Source organism: Paenibacillus phytohabitans (assembly GCF_013141775.1).
In the GTDB taxonomy this organism is placed as follows: Bacteria; Bacillota; Bacilli; order Paenibacillales; family Paenibacillaceae; genus Paenibacillus_AQ; species Paenibacillus_AQ phytohabitans.
On sequence record NZ_WHOB01000023.1, the window covers coordinates 21,291 to 38,236 of the forward strand.

Annotated in this window: 10 protein-coding genes; 1 reads left to right on the forward strand and 9 read right to left on the reverse strand. The window is 42.6% G+C overall.

Going from position 1 to position 16,946, the window contains the following annotated elements:
* Positions 1-7: 7 nt before the first annotated feature.
* From GC101_RS09750 to GC101_RS09770, 5 genes are read right to left on the reverse strand one after another with little or no spacing between them, the layout of a single operon-like run.
* A complete protein-coding gene (locus GC101_RS09750) occupies positions 8-1,114 on the reverse strand; it encodes a glycosyltransferase family protein (RefSeq protein ID WP_171717084.1) in 1,107 nt (368 codons plus the stop codon).
* Positions 1,107-2,156, reverse strand: a complete 1,050-nt coding sequence (locus GC101_RS09755; RefSeq protein ID WP_171717085.1) for a glycosyltransferase family 4 protein — start codon at positions 2,154-2,156, stop codon at positions 1,107-1,109. Before GC101_RS09755 ends, GC101_RS09750 begins: the two co-directional genes overlap by 8 nt.
* A complete protein-coding gene (locus GC101_RS09760) occupies positions 2,134-4,467 on the reverse strand; it encodes a methyltransferase domain-containing protein (protein WP_171717086.1) in 2,334 nt (777 codons plus the stop codon). The genes GC101_RS09755 and GC101_RS09760 overlap by 23 nt, the downstream gene beginning before the upstream one ends.
* Positions 4,457-5,752, reverse strand: a complete 1,296-nt coding sequence (locus tag GC101_RS09765; protein ID WP_042217973.1) for an ABC transporter ATP-binding protein — start codon at positions 5,750-5,752, stop codon at positions 4,457-4,459. The genes GC101_RS09760 and GC101_RS09765 overlap by 11 nt, the downstream gene beginning before the upstream one ends.
* A gap of 16 nt (positions 5,753-5,768) precedes the next feature.
* A complete protein-coding gene (locus GC101_RS09770) occupies positions 5,769-6,566 on the reverse strand; it encodes an ABC transporter permease (RefSeq protein WP_042217975.1) in 798 nt (265 codons plus the stop codon).
* Between the two features lie 401 nt (positions 6,567-6,967).
* On the opposite strand from GC101_RS09770, the gene GC101_RS09775 reads away from it, so the two are divergent.
* Complete coding sequence (locus GC101_RS09775) at positions 6,968-9,709, forward strand: O-antigen ligase family protein (RefSeq protein ID WP_171717087.1); 2,742 nt, start codon at positions 6,968-6,970, stop codon at positions 9,707-9,709.
* A gap of 121 nt (positions 9,710-9,830) precedes the next feature.
* Here GC101_RS09775 and galU read toward each other — a convergent pair whose 3' ends face one another.
* The 4 genes from galU to GC101_RS09795 form a co-directional block, all read right to left on the reverse strand.
* The gene (gene galU, locus GC101_RS09780; RefSeq protein ID WP_042217979.1) at positions 9,831-10,718 is read right to left on the reverse strand and encodes a UTP--glucose-1-phosphate uridylyltransferase GalU; all 888 of its coding nucleotides are present in this window, start codon (positions 10,716-10,718) and stop codon (positions 9,831-9,833) included.
* Between the two features lie 245 nt (positions 10,719-10,963).
* Complete coding sequence (locus tag GC101_RS09785) at positions 10,964-13,483, reverse strand: U32 family peptidase (RefSeq protein WP_171717088.1); 2,520 nt, start codon at positions 13,481-13,483, stop codon at positions 10,964-10,966.
* A 318-nt stretch (positions 13,484-13,801) separates the two neighbouring features.
* The gene (locus GC101_RS09790; protein WP_171717089.1) at positions 13,802-15,763 is read right to left on the reverse strand and encodes a stalk domain-containing protein; all 1,962 of its coding nucleotides are present in this window, start codon (positions 15,761-15,763) and stop codon (positions 13,802-13,804) included.
* Positions 15,744-16,889, reverse strand: coding sequence for a S1C family serine protease (locus tag GC101_RS09795; protein ID WP_246354260.1), 1,146 nt, complete (start codon positions 16,887-16,889; stop codon positions 15,744-15,746). Before GC101_RS09795 ends, GC101_RS09790 begins: the two co-directional genes overlap by 20 nt.
* Positions 16,890-16,946: the final 57 nt, after the last annotated feature.

The window sequence follows — 16,946 nt, forward strand, 5'->3', positions numbered from 1 at the left end:
AAATTAATTACTCCTCCAATTTTAAAGCTAAAATGATTACCTTTTTTATTTCATTAATCCTTTCATTCCATGTATTTTCTTTCAAGTATTCAAATGACTCTTTAGTTTCGTGTGGTCCTTTCATCACTTTATTTATTTCTTCTAAAATTTCATCCTTGTCTTCATAAAGATATACATACTCTTCAAACTTCTTTACTTCTGGGTACCTTATACAGAATACAGGTTTGTTAAACAAAATATATTCATACATCTTGACTGGATCAACAGCCTCTATCAACCTATTTACAATAAAAGGCATTATAAATGCATCAACATCTTTTATATAAGAAGCTAGAGAATCATGGCTAACTGCACCTACATAAATAATCCGTGGATGCGTAATCTTTTTCACGGTGCTAGGGCCTATAAGTTTAAATTCAATTTTTTCATTTTTAGAAAGAATATACTTAAGTAAATCAAAGTCAAACCAATCACTTATTGTGCCAATATATCCAATTACATAATTTCTATTTTTATTATATGTAGTGTGAATATTGAGGTAATCATCTCTTTTACTTAACCATTTTTGACTAAGTGCGTTATTGATTACATATACTTCTTTAGTATTAATAATATTTTCATAACGGCTTTGAAGACGATCTTTTAATGTACTTGATGAGGTAATAATAATAGCCGACTTGTTAACCAATTCTTCTTCCAATTGCTTGTGCTTATAGATGTCTTTCTGATGTTCAAAAAACTCTAGATAATCATCCATACAGTCATAAATAACCTTACAATTATTTATATTATCAGCATCAATGAAGTCTAATATAATGGGTGAAGTCACCCAAATTAAATCATACGAAGAAAAGTCGATGTCTAAAATTTTCTGATTCAATCTATCTTGGACTATTTTCAACCACTTATTCCTTCCAGAATAAGGAAGTTTAATTAATTTTAACACGTTTAAGTTTTTACTAACTTTTTGTTTTTTATATCTGCTACTATTTGCAACTTGTTTTATATATATCAGATCTACCTCATAGACCTCTGATAATTTTTCGGCAATAAAGTGAGGTCTCTGTTTTGCCCAATTCCAATCTATATGCATTAAATATGCAATCTTAACCATATTGCTTACCACTCATAAGATTATTCCAATCCTCTATGAATTGATTATATTGCAGTTTAGATTGGTGGTTTTTTAATGTTATTTGATAATCATTATAGTGCCTATTAACTTCTGCTAACTTAGATACCGCTTCTTCTATATTTCCGATAGTGTATAAAAATCCATCATCACCTGAAACAAGCTCATTGTGAGCCACTATGTCTGATAATATCACTGGTATATCACTGCATATCGCTTCAGCAGCAGAAAGTCCAAAAGTTTCTTGCGTTGATGAAGATATAAATACTCCTCTATGATTTCTAACCATCTCAAAAATTTTATGAACATTTTCAAATGCAATAGGGGGCATAATAATAGTCCTTCCCCTAACTTGATATTTATCGAGTAATGAAATTAAATCTAGTTCATGTTTAATAACATGACCAACTAGTACTAGAATCATGTCATCATCAATATTCTGCTTATATTGAGAAAAAATTTTGATAACCTCTTCTACATTCTTAAGTTTGTCCATTCTTCCCAAATAGAGCATCGGCTTTTTATTCCATATCCGTTCGAAATGCTCACTTTTATTTGTAGGTGCAATTACAGCATTAGAAATTTTGAAGACAATATCTGTATGGCTGTTAGTAACTTCTTTTATTAAAATATTTCTAAAATGATTGCTTGGAACAATGATACCAGCAATATTCTGAGGTAATTTGCGAATATATGCTCGATTTTCTTTGTAAGCAGTATGGCATTCTATAAATACTTTCTCATTTAATTTAACCATGTCAAATATTTCAGGTGTATCAACTGAAAAAATAAAGTCGTACTTTTCTTCATCGATTGAGTCAACCACTTGAATAAAACTATCTAACTCATTCCTCTTAATATAATCTTTAAATTGTGTCAACCCACCACTATCATACATAAAATAAATATCATATATAACGGGGCAATTGTATTCTTTAAACGCATGAGCTCTGTTTAGAAATACCCTTTCTACCCCGCCCATTGTCGCCCATTTATATACATTAAGAATTCTTAGCTGTTTCATAATGATATATCTCCGTGTTATAGATATTTTTGTATTCCATCATCTTTTTAAAACGTTGATCCCAAGAGGATTCATTCAGAAATGTTTCAACAACCAGATCATTATTTTCTATTGGATCCTTATATACTTTATAAATAAAATCAGCTATCGGGATTTCATCACTATATAATAATGTATTTGGAAACAACTCAAGATGTGGAATTCCCGTTACAACTACCTTTAATCCAAAATAAATATATTCATAAATTTTTATTGGATCTACAGCTTCAGATAATTTACTTTTTTTAAAAGGTATCATCCCTATATCCCAATTTTGAATATACTTATATAAATTTTTCGGTTCAACTTTTCCAATATATTTAAAATTAGAGTATTTTTTGAGATTGTTGATCGTAGCTTCTTTAGCGCCGTATCCAATGATCTCAACAAAAATCTTCTCATTTTTAAGCATACTTTCCACCAATTGCCAATCGAACCATGACTCAGTCAGATGACCAAAATATCCGACCGTTATTTTATTAGAAGTATTATTTTTTCTGGAGATATATTTATTGTTTTCTCCCAATAAGTCATCGTAATAGCCATTACCAATACATATAATATCAGTCCGCAAAAAACTAAACTTTTCCGATAGTGGAGGGGACACAGCTACAACACTATCTACATTGATAATCATTTCTTCCTCTAACTGTTTATTGTACCAAGCAGCTTGTCCTACTTTGTTGAACTCTTCCCAATCATCCATAATGTCATATATAGTACTATACCCTAGTTCTTTAATACGATATAAAGCGGTATTCCATTGTTCCGAAGGTATGTTTAATATAGCTTTTCTGTTACTTATTTCATTCATTAATTGCAGCTTCTCTATGTTTTCTGTAAACTCAAACAAAGGTATTTGGAAGACGTTTGGATACACTTCTTTAAATGCACCTGGGATTATTTCATTTTTATTCCACTGCCATACAACAAATAAAACTGCTTTATTATCTTTAGATGAATATTTCGCCAAATTTATTGTTCTTTGATTGTATAATTCATCAAACTCAAAAGCTGAGGGAATAATAAAGAGGCCATTTATTTTATTTTCTTGATATTTTTCATTAATATTGCTATACAATGTCTCAATATTTTTATTCACTTTGTTTTGAGGTGTTGGTTTAGTGATTTTATGTTTAATTTGCCGACACAATGCATAAAAACCATGTCTTTTCCAAATCCGCAAACCTTTATAAACATGTTTTACGATCGGCACATTATCCCTAATTTTGTAATATTTTCTAGATATTTTATATATATTTGAAGATTTAATCTCATTAATCTCAGTATCTAATCTATACTTTTCTGCTATCAACCATTTTTCTTGTTTATCGAAAAAATCCAACTTTTCTTTAGAGGCTAAATTTTGCGAAATAGAAGTATTCAATTCATTTTCTAGGCTATTCACTTGTTCTATATATCTAATTTTTTCATCGTTAAGTTTATCTGTGTTAATTATATTAGTATGGATCAATGCTAATTGTTCTTTGTTTGTTTCTATTAAGTGATTTAAATTAATTTCAAGTTTCTTGTTGTTCTCTTTTAAAGAAGTGTTTTCAAGTTGAATTCCTTTCAATTCTTTCTTTAAATCACTATAGTTATAAGTTAATGAATTTATATAATCTTTTAAAGTTACATCTTTCTTTCTTTTCTGATTTTCTTGGTTTCTTTCATAAATCACCAATAGTTGCTTTCCAGCCCAAAAAATATTTTCTTTTATTGAACAATCATATTCCTGAGCATAAACAACAGTAAAACCATTATATTCAACATTAAAATCCTTATAATCAAAAGTATGAAAATGCTCGCTGAATCTTTCATATTCTTGAAAGGGAATTAATACCACAGTGTATTGGGAAGATATTCTAAATAAATCCCTAATAATGTCAAATGGATTAATGAAATGTTCTAAAGTATTAGATGAGAATACTACATCGAATTTCTTATCAATAGATTTAATATCTGCTTGGATGAATGTTTGTTCTGGATAATATTCTTTTGCTTTCCTTATAGCTGATTCAGAAAAATCAATACCTGTGAAATCGGTGTTAGGAAATAATTTGGAGAAGAAATTCGTGCAGTCTCCTTCTGCACAACCAACATCAGCAAACGTTACCCCCTCTGATAAAACGTTCTTAAACCAATCAGGAAGCATTTCAATAGCAATACCCCCAAAATATAGTGTTTGTTCTCTTCCTGAATAGGAATCCCAATTCGTTTCAAATCTAGTATCCCAGTACTCTTTGCTATTCACTGTAAATTCATTTTCCACTTGTTAGGTTCACCTCTTTATTCAACAATATACGATAGGGTGTATGAACTACTCCAAAGAGTTGCTTTGTCGCAATCGATTTAAAGTATGCTACCCCTTCTATAAAATCATAATATTCTGGTTGTATTCCCTTACGATTTTCCAGTGCAGCCACGAGAATATAATCGCCTTCTGTTAGATAATTAACAAATTCAAAGGTCAGTTCAATCTCATTAGATGTTGATTCAAATATAGTATTTTTTTCATCATGAGTAGTAAACACAATTAAATCGAGTCCCATTGTATTTTTAATCGAGATGGCTGCACTGAAATGCAATAAATCAATATTTTCTGGCAAGGTAAATTTAAGAATGATCCTAACCGTCTCACCATGTTGAAACACTGTTGTGGATCTTCCCTTTTCGTTTATTAAAGCCACACTCTTTATTGAATTTTTGTGAGATCCCCACCGATTTATTGCATCGATTTTAATTTCACTAAACATTTCAGCAGGTTCCACATCTGACAAACCCTCTTCATCAAGTGCTTTAATATCAGGCTGTTCTGATTCTTCTGAATTCATAAATTCCATATATTCCGCTGTCACGCCCAGTGTATCACCAAAAGCAACTAACTTACCTTGATGCAACCACATAGCCTTATCACAAAATTTACGAATACTAGATACATCATGTCCTACAAACAGAATAGTAGTTCCTTTGGTTTTCATCTCTTCAAACTTCCTGAAGCATTTCGCTTGAAATTTCATATCTCCAACCGCTAGAGCTTCATCAACAATTAAAATATCTGGTTCGACATTAATTGCAACAGCAAAAGCTAATCTAGCGAACATTCCACTCGAGTATGTTTTAACCGGCTGATTAATAAAATCACCAATATCTGCAAATGCCAAAATATCATTTAGTTTTTTGTTCATTTGTTCCTTATTCTTCCCTTGGATCGTACCATTTAAATATATATTTTCTAATCCGCTATACTCTTGATTAAAGCCTGCACCTAGTTCTAATATTGCTGAAACAGAACCTTGAATGTGAACACTACCTGTTGTCGGAGTAGAAACTTGTGCTAATATTTTCAATAAAGTCGATTTCCCAGATCCGTTCCTACCAATTATACCCACTGTTTCCCCTTTATTTATTACCAATGAAATATTATTAAGTGCATGGAAATCTGATGAAAATTTTTTCTTAGTTATACTTAATGTTTCTTTCAATCTATCTCCAGGAGTATTATAAACTCGATACACCTTAGAAAGTTGGTTGATTTTAATTATTGGGGTTGCCATAATAGCTCCTTTCAAATCAAAGCACATCTGAAAAATGGGGACTCAATTTTTTAAACAAACTAGCTCCAACTACCAAAAGAAATCCAGTGATTAACCAAAAATAAATGGTTAAGTTATAGTGATGCCAAAACCATATTTTATTAATCAATGAATCTCGATAACCTTCCACAATGTAATACATAGGATTTAATTTAAATATCCAATGAAATTTAGTAGGAACTTGATTGAACGACCAAAATATTGGTGTAAGCCAAAAACCAAATTGCAATATAATATTCACCACTTGCCCAACATCTTTCAAAAAAACATTAAGTGCAGATACAACCCAAGATAGTCCAGTCAGAAAAAGAAATAAAATAAATGAATAATAAAATATCTGAAACTGATATAAATCTATGGGTCTACCATAAAAGTAATAAATTATTAAACTCAACGCGATAAATACAATATGAACTATTAATGCCGACGCAATTTTAACAACAGGTAACAAGAACGTATTAAACGCTACTTTTTTTACTAAAAAACTATTTTGTTCAATTGAAGTGGTAGCTGACGCCAAACTTTCAGAAAAGAAAAACCATGGAACAATACCCGCTAAAAGCCATAAAATAAACGGTGCATTTTCAACAGGGTTATTTCTAAACCCAACTTGAAACACAAACCAATAAATTAGAATCAATAAAATCGGTTGAAAAAAACCCCAAAAGCTCCCTAACGTTGATCCAAGATACCTAGCCTTAAAGTCTTTTTTAGCAAGCTCTTTAACCATGTTTCTTTGTTTAATAATACTGAGGGTATAATTAAATAACGTCATAATAATTCTCCTTCTAAGTCACTATCTCAGATACATATTAACAAGCTCGTAGCCCTTTACTCAAAAAACACCAAGAGTGCACGGCATAATTTAGTGTTATGAATAATTCCGATTTAATCCGTTGATAATCGTAAATAGGCTTTCAAATCAATAACTCAGATAACATTATTATCAAAAAATCAATGAGAGTCATTTATTATTCTATCAATAATTAATCTGAACTTTTTAACAAGGTAAAAGAAGAACTAAAATTACCATCTAATACAGCAACATTTCATATGATCCCTCTCTTTAACGTCATCAGAAGTATATGTCTTTAATTTCAAAACGAATATATACTGACTCTGAATATAATCATATGTTAAAATATCCTCGTACCTACAGGAAAAGGAGATCATAACGTGTCGAAACCAGTATACGGTAAAAATGCTGTACAGTCGAGAAATGTTGAAAAGATATCCAGTTACATATGGGCTTTGGTTATTGGTTTCATTGTGTTTTTGGTTTGGACCCCGTTTCAAGTGGGATTGTTTAATGGGCAGCAGATCGACTTTGAGAAGCCGATTTATGTGTCATCGCTGCTGAGCAGCCTCTTGCTGCTGGTATGGATAGGCTTGTACTTCACAAAATTCAAGCTGGAAGGACAGCGTGACTTACTGGCTATGGCCTCGTTGCTGCTTCCCGCTACGTATGCGTTGTCGCTTATTGGCGCTGTTTCGCATTATATGGCGATGAACCTGCTGTTTATACAGAGCATGTATGTCGCAATATTCATTATAGCGTTATATCTGCTCCAGCAAAAGCAACTAAATGTTGTCATTCAGAATGCCATTCTGGCGATTGCCTATTTCATCGTGGGCTTTGGCCTGCTGAACTGGCTTGGAAGCTGGAAATTCGCTGGAGGCCTTGTAGGCTGGTTCTCCAACACAGTACGCAGTGGTAAATACTTGGATGCCGTGATGACAGACTCGAACGGCTTGCGTCTGACTTCTATTTTCCAGTATGCCAACACTTACGCTGCGTTCCTGATGGCTTTCTTGTTTGTTGCAGTGTTCGCACTCGTCCGCTCTAAAAAATGGTACGGCACATTGACTCACAGTTTCATGCTTGTACCGATTATTGTATCTCTGCTGCTGACCTTATCCCGTGGCGGACTCGTAATGCTGCCAGTTGTGTTTATTCTTCTGCTGTTGTTCCTGAAGCCTGCTCAGCAGATTCTGTGGATTATTCATCTTGCGATTTCCGGTATCGCTGCTCTGCTGGTTACCAGCCCGCTAACTACGCTTGGAACAGAGTTGAATACCACCTTCACTTCGTCAGCCGCGTTAAAGGCCTGGGCTTACCTGCTTGTGGCCTCAGCGGTTGTTGCAGCTTTTGGCTGGGCGATTCAGCGGTTTGCCGCTCCGTGGCTGCAAAAGAAGCTGGGAAGCTGGGAAACGCGAAAATTAACAGGGCTGTGGATTCCACTCGGCTCAATCGTTCTTGTAGCTATTGTTGCTTTCCTGCTTATTGGGACAAGCGTACGCAGCGTTTTGCCTGATAATATTGAAACACGGCTGGAGAACATCAACTTCAAACAGCATAGCGTACTGGAGCGCATCACTTTTTATAAGGATGCTATGAAGGTTGTTAAGGATTATCCGGTCATTGGATCCGGCGGGGGTGGTTGGGCCTCCCTTTATGAACATTATCAGAACAACCCTTATGTAAGCCGTCAGGTTCACAATTTCTTCCTTCAGTATTTGATTGAGGTCGGAATCGTCGGATTTATCGTGTTTATGGGCTTTATCGGATATATTTTCTATAAATACATCCGTGCTTACCTGAAACGGGACAAGGACGAGTTCAATAATGGATTCTTCTTCTACATTATTGCTCTGTCCATTCTTGTTCACAGTCTGCTGGACTTTAACATGAGTTATGCGTTCATGGGGATTCTGGTATTCATTGGTTTGGCTGGTATGGGAGCGGTTATGGACAACAAGCCTCTACGCCAGAACTGGAACAAGGCTGGACTACGCTTCGGTTACTTTGCTGTACTGGCCATCGGCTCTGTGTTCCTGCTCTTCCTGTCCATCAGCTATATCGGATCCAGTAATGCCGCACTCAAAGGTAAAAATCTAGTTAGCGTGAGTCAATCATACGAAGAGATTAAGACTCCGCTGGTCGAAGCACTGCAGAGTCGTCCTTTCCACCCGGAATCGGCAATCTATCTTGCATCCCTTGACCTGACGGTCTTTAAACAAACACAAGATGAGCAGTATCTAGCTGAAGTTTATAATGTTCTGAGCCGTGCACTCAAGGATGAGCCATACAATAAAGATTTACTGAAACAATTGATCAGTTACTACGATCTCAAAGGACAAAGTGATCTGGGCTTCAATGTCTACCGCGACAACGCAGATAAATTCAATTGGGATATCGATTGGTATGAGGCATTGATTAGCCGTGCACAGGCTTTTGCAGCTGCAGCCAATGTGCAAAAAGACGAAGCTAAGAAACAGGATTACCTAACTGCCGGTCTTGAAGCATACCAGCATGTGGTTGACGGTGTAGAGCACCTGAAGACTTTGCCGCCTGAACAGCTGCAGGGCCGTCCGTTCTCGATTACTCCGACGATTGCATTGAATGCCGGCAAGCTGCAAATGCTGTCAGGCCAAGCTGAGCAAGCTGCTGCTACGTTGAAGCTCGGTTTTGCAGACAACTATGCAGATATCGTCAGTAGCACAACACTATGGGACACTAACTGGTATAGCTCTCTGATTGCCCGTGCCTTCGAATTGGCACAACAATCCTTCGCTCAGCAGGATGAGGCTAACAAAATCATTCATCTCAACATTGGACTGGATGCCTACAATCAAGTGGCATCTGATCTGCAAGGCCAGCCTCTTCCTTCGTCAATCAACTTGAATGCAGGGAAACTCCAGTATATGGCAGGTCAGGTGCAGGCAGCCGCAGCCACTTTAAAGCTTGCCTTGAGCGATGATTACAGTGATGCAGCCAATCGCGAAGCAGCCCGCTGGTATCTAGCTGCATTGAAGAAATCTGAGACCGCGCAAGACCAGACGGTCTATGATAAGCTCATCGCCGCTGATCCTGCAGAGGCTGCAGAGATTGACGTCATTGTTAATACACAATACTAAAACGTTCAAAGGATACAACCCTAAAAACGCATAGAGAAAAGCGGTCCACTGTCTGAGTACAGTAGACCGCTTTTTTTATGATTAAATGATGATATTCTGCGCAAGATTGTAATACAACCTGCTACCTGCTGTACAGCTTCTCTTCATTTTCTATAACCTCTTTAAGATACTGCAATAGCCCTTCTTTAAGCTCCTCATGCTGAAGTGCATAATGGATGCTTGTCTGAATGAAACCCATCTTCTCACCGACATCATGACGTTTGCCTTCAAAATCATAAGCAATAATCCGCTCTACTTCACTTAAACGTGAGATAGCATCCGTAAGCTGAATCTCTCCACCTACGCCCACCTGCTGTTCGCCAAGCATGTCGAAGATACGCGGAGTCAGGATATACCGTCCCAGGATCGCCAGGTTGGATGGAGCATCTTCTCTCTTCGGCTTTTCGACTAGGCGGTTGGCCTTGTAGACACGTTCTGCTAATTCAGTTCCATCCACCAGTCCATACCGGGAAACTTCTTCCCACGGCACCTGTTGAACTCCCACAATAGAGGATTTGTACTGATCGTATACATCAATCATCTGCTTCAGACATGGCTTATCCGACTCTACAATGTCATCCCCAAGCAGAACGGCAAAAGGTTCATTGCCGATGAATTTACGTGCGCACCAGATGGCATGTCCGAGGCCGCGCGGTTCTTTTTGACGGATGTAATGAATATCGGCCATCTCCGAGGATTTACGTACCGATTCCAGCAGCTCCCACTTCTGCTTCTCAGCCAGGTTGAATTCCAGTTCGAACGAGTTGTCAAAATGGTCCTCAATCGCACGCTTGCCCTTCCCCGTCACAATAATGATATCTTCAATCCCGGAAGCTACTGCTTCTTCAACAATATATTGAATTGTCGGTTTATCTACAATCGGCAGCATTTCTTTGGGCATCGCTTTGGTCGCAGGCAGAAAGCGGGTACCCAGGCCAGCTGCGGGAATAATGGCTTTACGGATCTTCATGACATAGCTCCTTCTGGCTTCTTGTTTTCATTACTGATTTCTTATAGAAAAATGGCATATTTGATTCAATTATAGCAGTTCTAGCAGAATATTGGCAGACTGTTTGTGCTACATCTTGGAACAGATGTAGAAAAAGCAAAGGCCAGATGTCCTGAGAGTGTATGGCTCCTCAAGGACAGTCTGGCCTAGCATGTATTATTTGATCCTGCATCAATACATATACGTCTGAAGATTACACAAATTGCCTATTTCGCATTAACCAACTGCCCGCGTGTAACCCCAAGCTGGTTGGTGGCCTTCAGGCTTTTCCAAACCTGCGTTCCGGAGATTTCTCCGCGCAGTGCGCGGCTGTATAGGCTGATAACCTCAGCTACCTGTTCCGGTGTTTCCTCTAGGAACTCTACACGGAAAGAAGATACGCCAAGCTCACGGAAGTGATTCAGGTATTCTGCACCTGACTGTTCAACAGCGTTATAGACAGTGTTACGGCAGCCTTCATCTACACGGACGGGATGGGACATACCGATCCGGTCCTGCAGTGAAGCACGCTGCTCCTCACAAGGGCGGCCACAGTTGGTGTAGTCAGTGCCTTCACTCATGAAGGTACAGTACACGCAGTGCTCGGTGTGGAACATCGGCAGATGCTGGTGAATAACAACCTCCATCCGCGAGGTGTCGCTATGTCCGAGCAGATCAACCATCTGCTGGATGTTCAGGTCATACGATGGAGTGACCACGTCACAGCCGGTATTCAGGAACAGATCAACTGCTCTGTGATTAGCGATATTCAGCGAGAAATCGCCGATCAGCCGGGGATGCACAGCATCCGGATGCTCCATCCGGTGGCGCAGGTAATAATACAGCGCGCCGGTATTGCGCACCAGCACAGCATCCGGCTGCAGCCGCAGGATGTTGGCATGGTAGCCGTTCTCGTTCGGCATATGGATGCGCGGTGTGGCCAGCGTGATGCTGGCCCCTGCAGCCCGCACAGCGTCTACTGCCGCCGGGAACTGCTTGATGAACTCGAAATCGGCGTAAATGTTCGTCACGCCGGCTTCGAGCGCAGCCTGCACCTGCGGCAGGCTGCGGCACAGCGCGGTGAGCTCCGCTTTACCGCGCGCCTCTGCAGCGCCCCTGCGGGAAGCGCCGCCGTAGACCTCTACCTCCCGTTTCACATACACGGGAGGCTTCGGGCGCTCGCCTGCAAGCAGCTCCACCGCCTGGCGGCGGATGCTGTTCAGCTCGCGCATGGGCACAATCACGTCGCCTTGCAGATGCGACTCCAGCGCCTCAAGCTGGAACACGGTTCCGCCCAGGCGGCCGAATTGTTCTTCCAGCAGCGCGGTATCCATCGGACGCTTTTGCGCTGTCTCCAGCGCGAGCTCCGAATCCACACGGACGGTTACCTTCTTCTGAATGTCCGTCCACCAGGTCGTCAGCTTCTCACCCGCGCAGCCTTGCACTCTCACATGAACCGGGAAGACCCTGTAAGGTTTCTCGGTCTCATACGACTGGCGAAGCGCTTTGTCGAGCGCCGGATCGTTCGTCTTCCAGATGCGGACGCCTACATGCAGACGGCGCAGATCCACGTCATTACGGCCGGGTACGATGTCGATAATCCAGCCTTCGCCGGCTTCGCCCTCCAGCTTGACGCCTTTGCGGCGCAGATCGTAGACGCGGCCGCCCTCCTCCTTCTTGGTCGGATCTCCGGCATCGAACACGATTCCGTCTCCGCGCTTAAGCGGAGCATGAATACGGCAGACTACACCGTCGCGCAGAATCTGTTCGACGGTTCCCATGAACACACCCCGGCTTTTCGGGAAGGTGCCATCAACTAATTTCTTATTGTTAGTACCGTCCAGGAAACCATGAGTGAAGCCGCGCGAGAAGCTCTGCTGCAGCTCACGCATGTCCTCCTTCGAGGTCGGTGTCCAGTTACCGTCAAAATACTTATCAATCGCTTTGCGGTATTTACTAACCACATTCGCAACGTATTCGGGAGTCTTGAGCCGGCCTTCAATTTTGAAAGAGGTCACTCCAGCTTCAATCAGTTCGGGCATCAGATCAATAGCGGCAAGATCTTTCGGGGACAGCAGGTAGGTTACATCACCCATCGGCTTCACTTCTCCGTCTACCACCAGGTCATACGGCAGGCGGCAGGCCTGGGCACATTCTCCGCGGTTCGCAGAGCGTCCGCCCCACATTTCGGAAGTCAGACATTGTCCGGAATAGGATACACATAGTGCACCATGCACGAAGACTTCCATCGGCAGGCGGGCTTGTTCGCCAATCGTGCGGATCTGCTTCAGATTATTTTCACGGCCAAGGACTACACGTTCCAGCCCCCAAGGCTTCGTGAACTCCACCGCTTCCGGTGAAGTAATCGTCATTTGCGTAGAACCGTGAATCGGGAAATCCGGAGAGATCTCTCGGATCATTTGGACCAGACCCAAGTCCTGTACAATTACCGCATCCACACCGGCATCTACGCAGGCATCAATAAGTTCTTTTGCATCCGGCAGCTCATTCTCAAACACCAGTATATTAAAGGTCAGAAACCCCTTCACTCCATAGCTGTGCAGAAAGGCCATAATCTCCGGCAGCTCGTCCATGCGGAAGTTGTTGGCTCTGGCCCGTGCATTGAATTTCTCTACGCCAAAAAAGACAGCATCCGCCCCGTTCGCCACTGCTGCACGCATGCAGTCCCAGTCTCCCGCCGGAGCCAGCAGTTCTACGTCTTCTCTGCGTATTTGTTGCTCTTTCATTTATATCCTCCTAAACCGCCTGTTCGGCGGGTCATTTACAGCTTTTTAACTTATTAATTGTATCAAATATCACACCTCTGCGCCATCAAAATGGCAAGAATTATATGAATAATAGGAGGACAGAAGCATCATGCTGCATTTTTTTGTCTTTTACATCGCAAATCACCAGGGTACGAAATACCGTCCGGCTGTAGTCCATCAATCTTTTCCAATATCCGTACAAACTCCACAAACTCTTTCCCATCATAAAAAAACGTCCCGCTGCCTGCCGGCAACTGAGACGTTCTTAGTCATAGCTAATTATACGCTAACATTAAACTATGAGGATTCCCCCCACCCAAACGACCCCAGCACCCTCTCCAACACCGCCAGCTGGCTGGCCGTTGCATTGGCATCGTTCAGCGTGACGGTGATCGTGAACACCACATCATTCTTGCTGAAGATAACATTCCGAGTGCTCACAGGGATGCTGCCCTTGGTCTGCTGTACGGTGAGAATTGTGGCAGGCACTCCCGCAAAGGTGGTTTCCTCCACACTTGTCACCTGCGGCCCTTTCGGGTCTTTTTTGGTGTTCTGATAATAGCTCTGCAGCTGGCTGACGGCATATTCCATGGTTACATCCGGACTGGCATAAATCTGGAACCGTCCGCCGGTGAAGCGGTATTCCACGGTCTGGCTCTCAAAAAGATCCTGATATGGCGTCCACAGGCGCGGAATATCAATGCTGTAGCCGTATGCTTTGGAGCTCTTAGGGATCGACTTTGTGCTGAGCAGCGCGTAATCATCGGTTTCCAGACGGCCAAAGTTCTCCTTGATCTGCGCAAAATCAATATCAATGGAGTTAAGCACATCTGTGAACCGCGCCTTGTCGCCATCCTGTCCGGACGCTGTCCGGTATTCAAAATAATAGCGGTAGCCGTTCTTCAACAGCAAAATCTGATATTCCGTACTCCAGCCGTTGCCTGGATTGAGTCCGATTTCATTGATCAATGCCGGCTCACCGGAGACTTTGCCTGCGATGCCGTTCTTCAGCGTATAAGCTTCGGCCACGTAGGTGTCACGCAGCTGCGACTCCAGTTCCCGGCTCCAGCTCTCGAGCGTTGAGCCCGCAGGGGCAGAGCTCACTTTTACACGCAGATAGCTTCCCTGTTTGCTCTCATAATATAAATGCTGGTCATCCACACTCCAGTCTGCCGGCACCAGCAGTGAGATTCCGTAGTCTTCGTTATATCCTTCGCGCAGGCCGTTTGTGACTGTGGAGAGATCACGGATGCTTTTGTCGGAAGAATTATAGGAAGGTTGGAAGGAGTCCAGCAGCACGGCATACTGATCCAGATCTTTATAGTTCACCGCGTTATCGTCCGTCAGATAAATTTCATACAGCCTGCCGTCAGCATAATATTGCCTGCCTTCCCACAGCGCTCCGCTGGAATCCTTGCTGACTATCCGGGCGTAAGGAACCTTGGCTTCAGGCACGACCTCCCGGTCCAGTACAGTCTCTCCGCCCTCCTCCGATGACCGCACCAGATTCTCCAACAGCCCTTCCGGATCAAGCAGCACCTCCTGCGGTGAAGCATGGACCTCCAGATAACAATCATTCTCTGCACTCATAAAAGTCGCTACATTCTCATTCCCCCCGCTGTCACCCACAACAAGTCCGGGAGGATAATTCATGCTCCATTCAAAATAACTGTTGCCGATCCGGGTCTTGCCGACATCACTGTCGATGCCGCTCTCCGATTCTGCTGCCGCTTCCTTCTCCGAAGGAGTAAGTGTAACCAGCAATCCCCCGCCATCTGCCGCAGTAATCCGCGCACCGAGCACTCCGGTCACGAACCGCAGGGGCACCATCAGCACACCGGAAACCATCCGCGGCGGCGCAGCAAGCTTAATTTTGATGCCATCCTTCCAGGCAGTGGTACTGCCTATCGTCATCGCTCCGGTATGTGCACCGTACATCACCTTCACCACATCGCTACCTTCAAGCGAGACTGTGCTGCCGAATGCTTTTTTGAAAATTCCCAGCGGTACCATGACCGCCCCGCTCTCCGTAAAAGGCTTCTGAATCACTATCGGTTCCCCGTTAACCTTTGCAGATGTACTGCCTACTTTGAGGCTTAGCTTTAGAATCGGAGTTTCTGCCGCATAAGCATTCATGCCCGGAAATACAGCTAGCAACAATAGCACTACCAGCATGACAGACAGTCCGCGGAATATATATCCCATCCCCAATCGCGGCGTTCCTGCTCCTGCAAGCCTTCTACTCTTCCGCCTGATCATCGCCATCCCCCTCCGCCTCTTCCGCATTCACCAGAGGATCACCTTGCCCCAGAACAAGGCTTCTGGCGACGATATCGCCGTCACTTTGCATGAGCAGCTTGACCACTGCACCCGGTTTGTATTGCTTGAACCATTCGTTAATGTCCACAAGTGACGTAACCCGGTGGCCATCTATCGCATACAGTACATCTCCCTCGGCAATCCCCGCCTTCCGTGCTTCTGCAGTGACCACCTTCGTAACCGTTAAAGGCTCCTCGGTAGGCAGCCCGACAATGACGGGCCAGCTCTCCTCCAGCTCCACTCCGAGACTCGGACGGCGGACTTCACCGTATTTGAGCAGCTGATTCATAATATACTGCACCGTATCCGCCGGAATGGAGAAGCCCATATTTTCCACACCCACTGCCGCATATTTCAAGCTGTTGACCCCAAGCACCTCACCCTTCATGCTGATCAGCGGCCCTCCGCTGTTGCCGGGGTTAATCGCTGTATCGCTCTGGATCAGCCGGTAAGCCGCATCGACCGAACGGTTGAGGCCGCTAATCACTCCTACTGTAGCCGAATTTCTGAGGGAGAACGAAATAGGCGTACCGATCGCTATAACCTTTTCTCCAACTTGTATGCCTGCCGGGCTAGCGGCGAACTTTGCCGGCTTCAGGGATTTGGCTGTAATCTTGATCAGAGCGAGGTCACTCACCTCATCCAAATATGTATCCGTAATGTTATAGCTCTTGCCGTCTGAGGTAACCACCACTGCATTCTGCAGCCCCTCCATGACGTGGGCATTGGTAATAATCCACCCGTCTGCTTTGACGATAATTCCGGACCCGTGTGTCAGATTGTAGCGGTCATCCGGGCCTACGGGGTCGCCACTGGCTTTGCCGATAATGCCCACGACTGATGGCGACACAGCGCGGATAATTTGTGGTACCGGATCCACTGCGGGTTTAGCCGTTTGCTCCTTGTTAACGGGTTTGACTCCACCTATTTGTCCAGCCGTTACAGGGCCTGTCCCTCCGTACACTGCGCCAAATGCAGACAGCGGACTACCTGTGAATCCCGACAATATCAACCCGCACAACAGCACAACGCCACTCCGGGCAACTGCGTTCTTTCCCCCGTTCATCGCCTTCCCCCTTTCTCCTGTACAGCTGATTCCTTTATCCTGTTAAAAAAAGACGCC

Excerpts from the sequence above, each read along its gene's own strand:
- GC101_RS09795 (WP_246354260.1), bottom strand. The coding sequence starts at position 16,889 with ATGAACGGGGGAAAGAACGCAGTTGCCCGGAGTGGCGTTGTGCTGTTG.
- GC101_RS09785 (WP_171717088.1), bottom strand. The coding sequence starts at position 13,483 with ATGAAAGAGCAACAAATACGCAGAGAAGACGTAGAACTGCTGGCTCCG.
- GC101_RS09770 (WP_042217975.1), bottom strand. The coding sequence starts at position 6,566 with ATGACGTTATTTAATTATACCCTCAGTATTATTAAACAAAGAAACATG.
- GC101_RS09765 (WP_042217973.1), bottom strand. The coding sequence starts at position 5,752 with ATGGCAACCCCAATAATTAAAATCAACCAACTTTCTAAGGTGTATCGA.
- GC101_RS09755 (WP_171717085.1), bottom strand. The coding sequence starts at position 2,156 with ATGAAACAGCTAAGAATTCTTAATGTATATAAATGGGCGACAATGGGC.
- GC101_RS09750 (WP_171717084.1), bottom strand. The coding sequence starts at position 1,114 with ATGGTTAAGATTGCATATTTAATGCATATAGATTGGAATTGGGCAAAA.
- GC101_RS09790 (WP_171717089.1), bottom strand. The coding sequence starts at position 15,763 with ATGATCAGGCGGAAGAGTAGAAGGCTTGCAGGAGCAGGAACGCCGCGA.
- galU (WP_042217979.1), bottom strand. The coding sequence starts at position 10,718 with ATGAAGATCCGTAAAGCCATTATTCCCGCAGCTGGCCTGGGTACCCGC.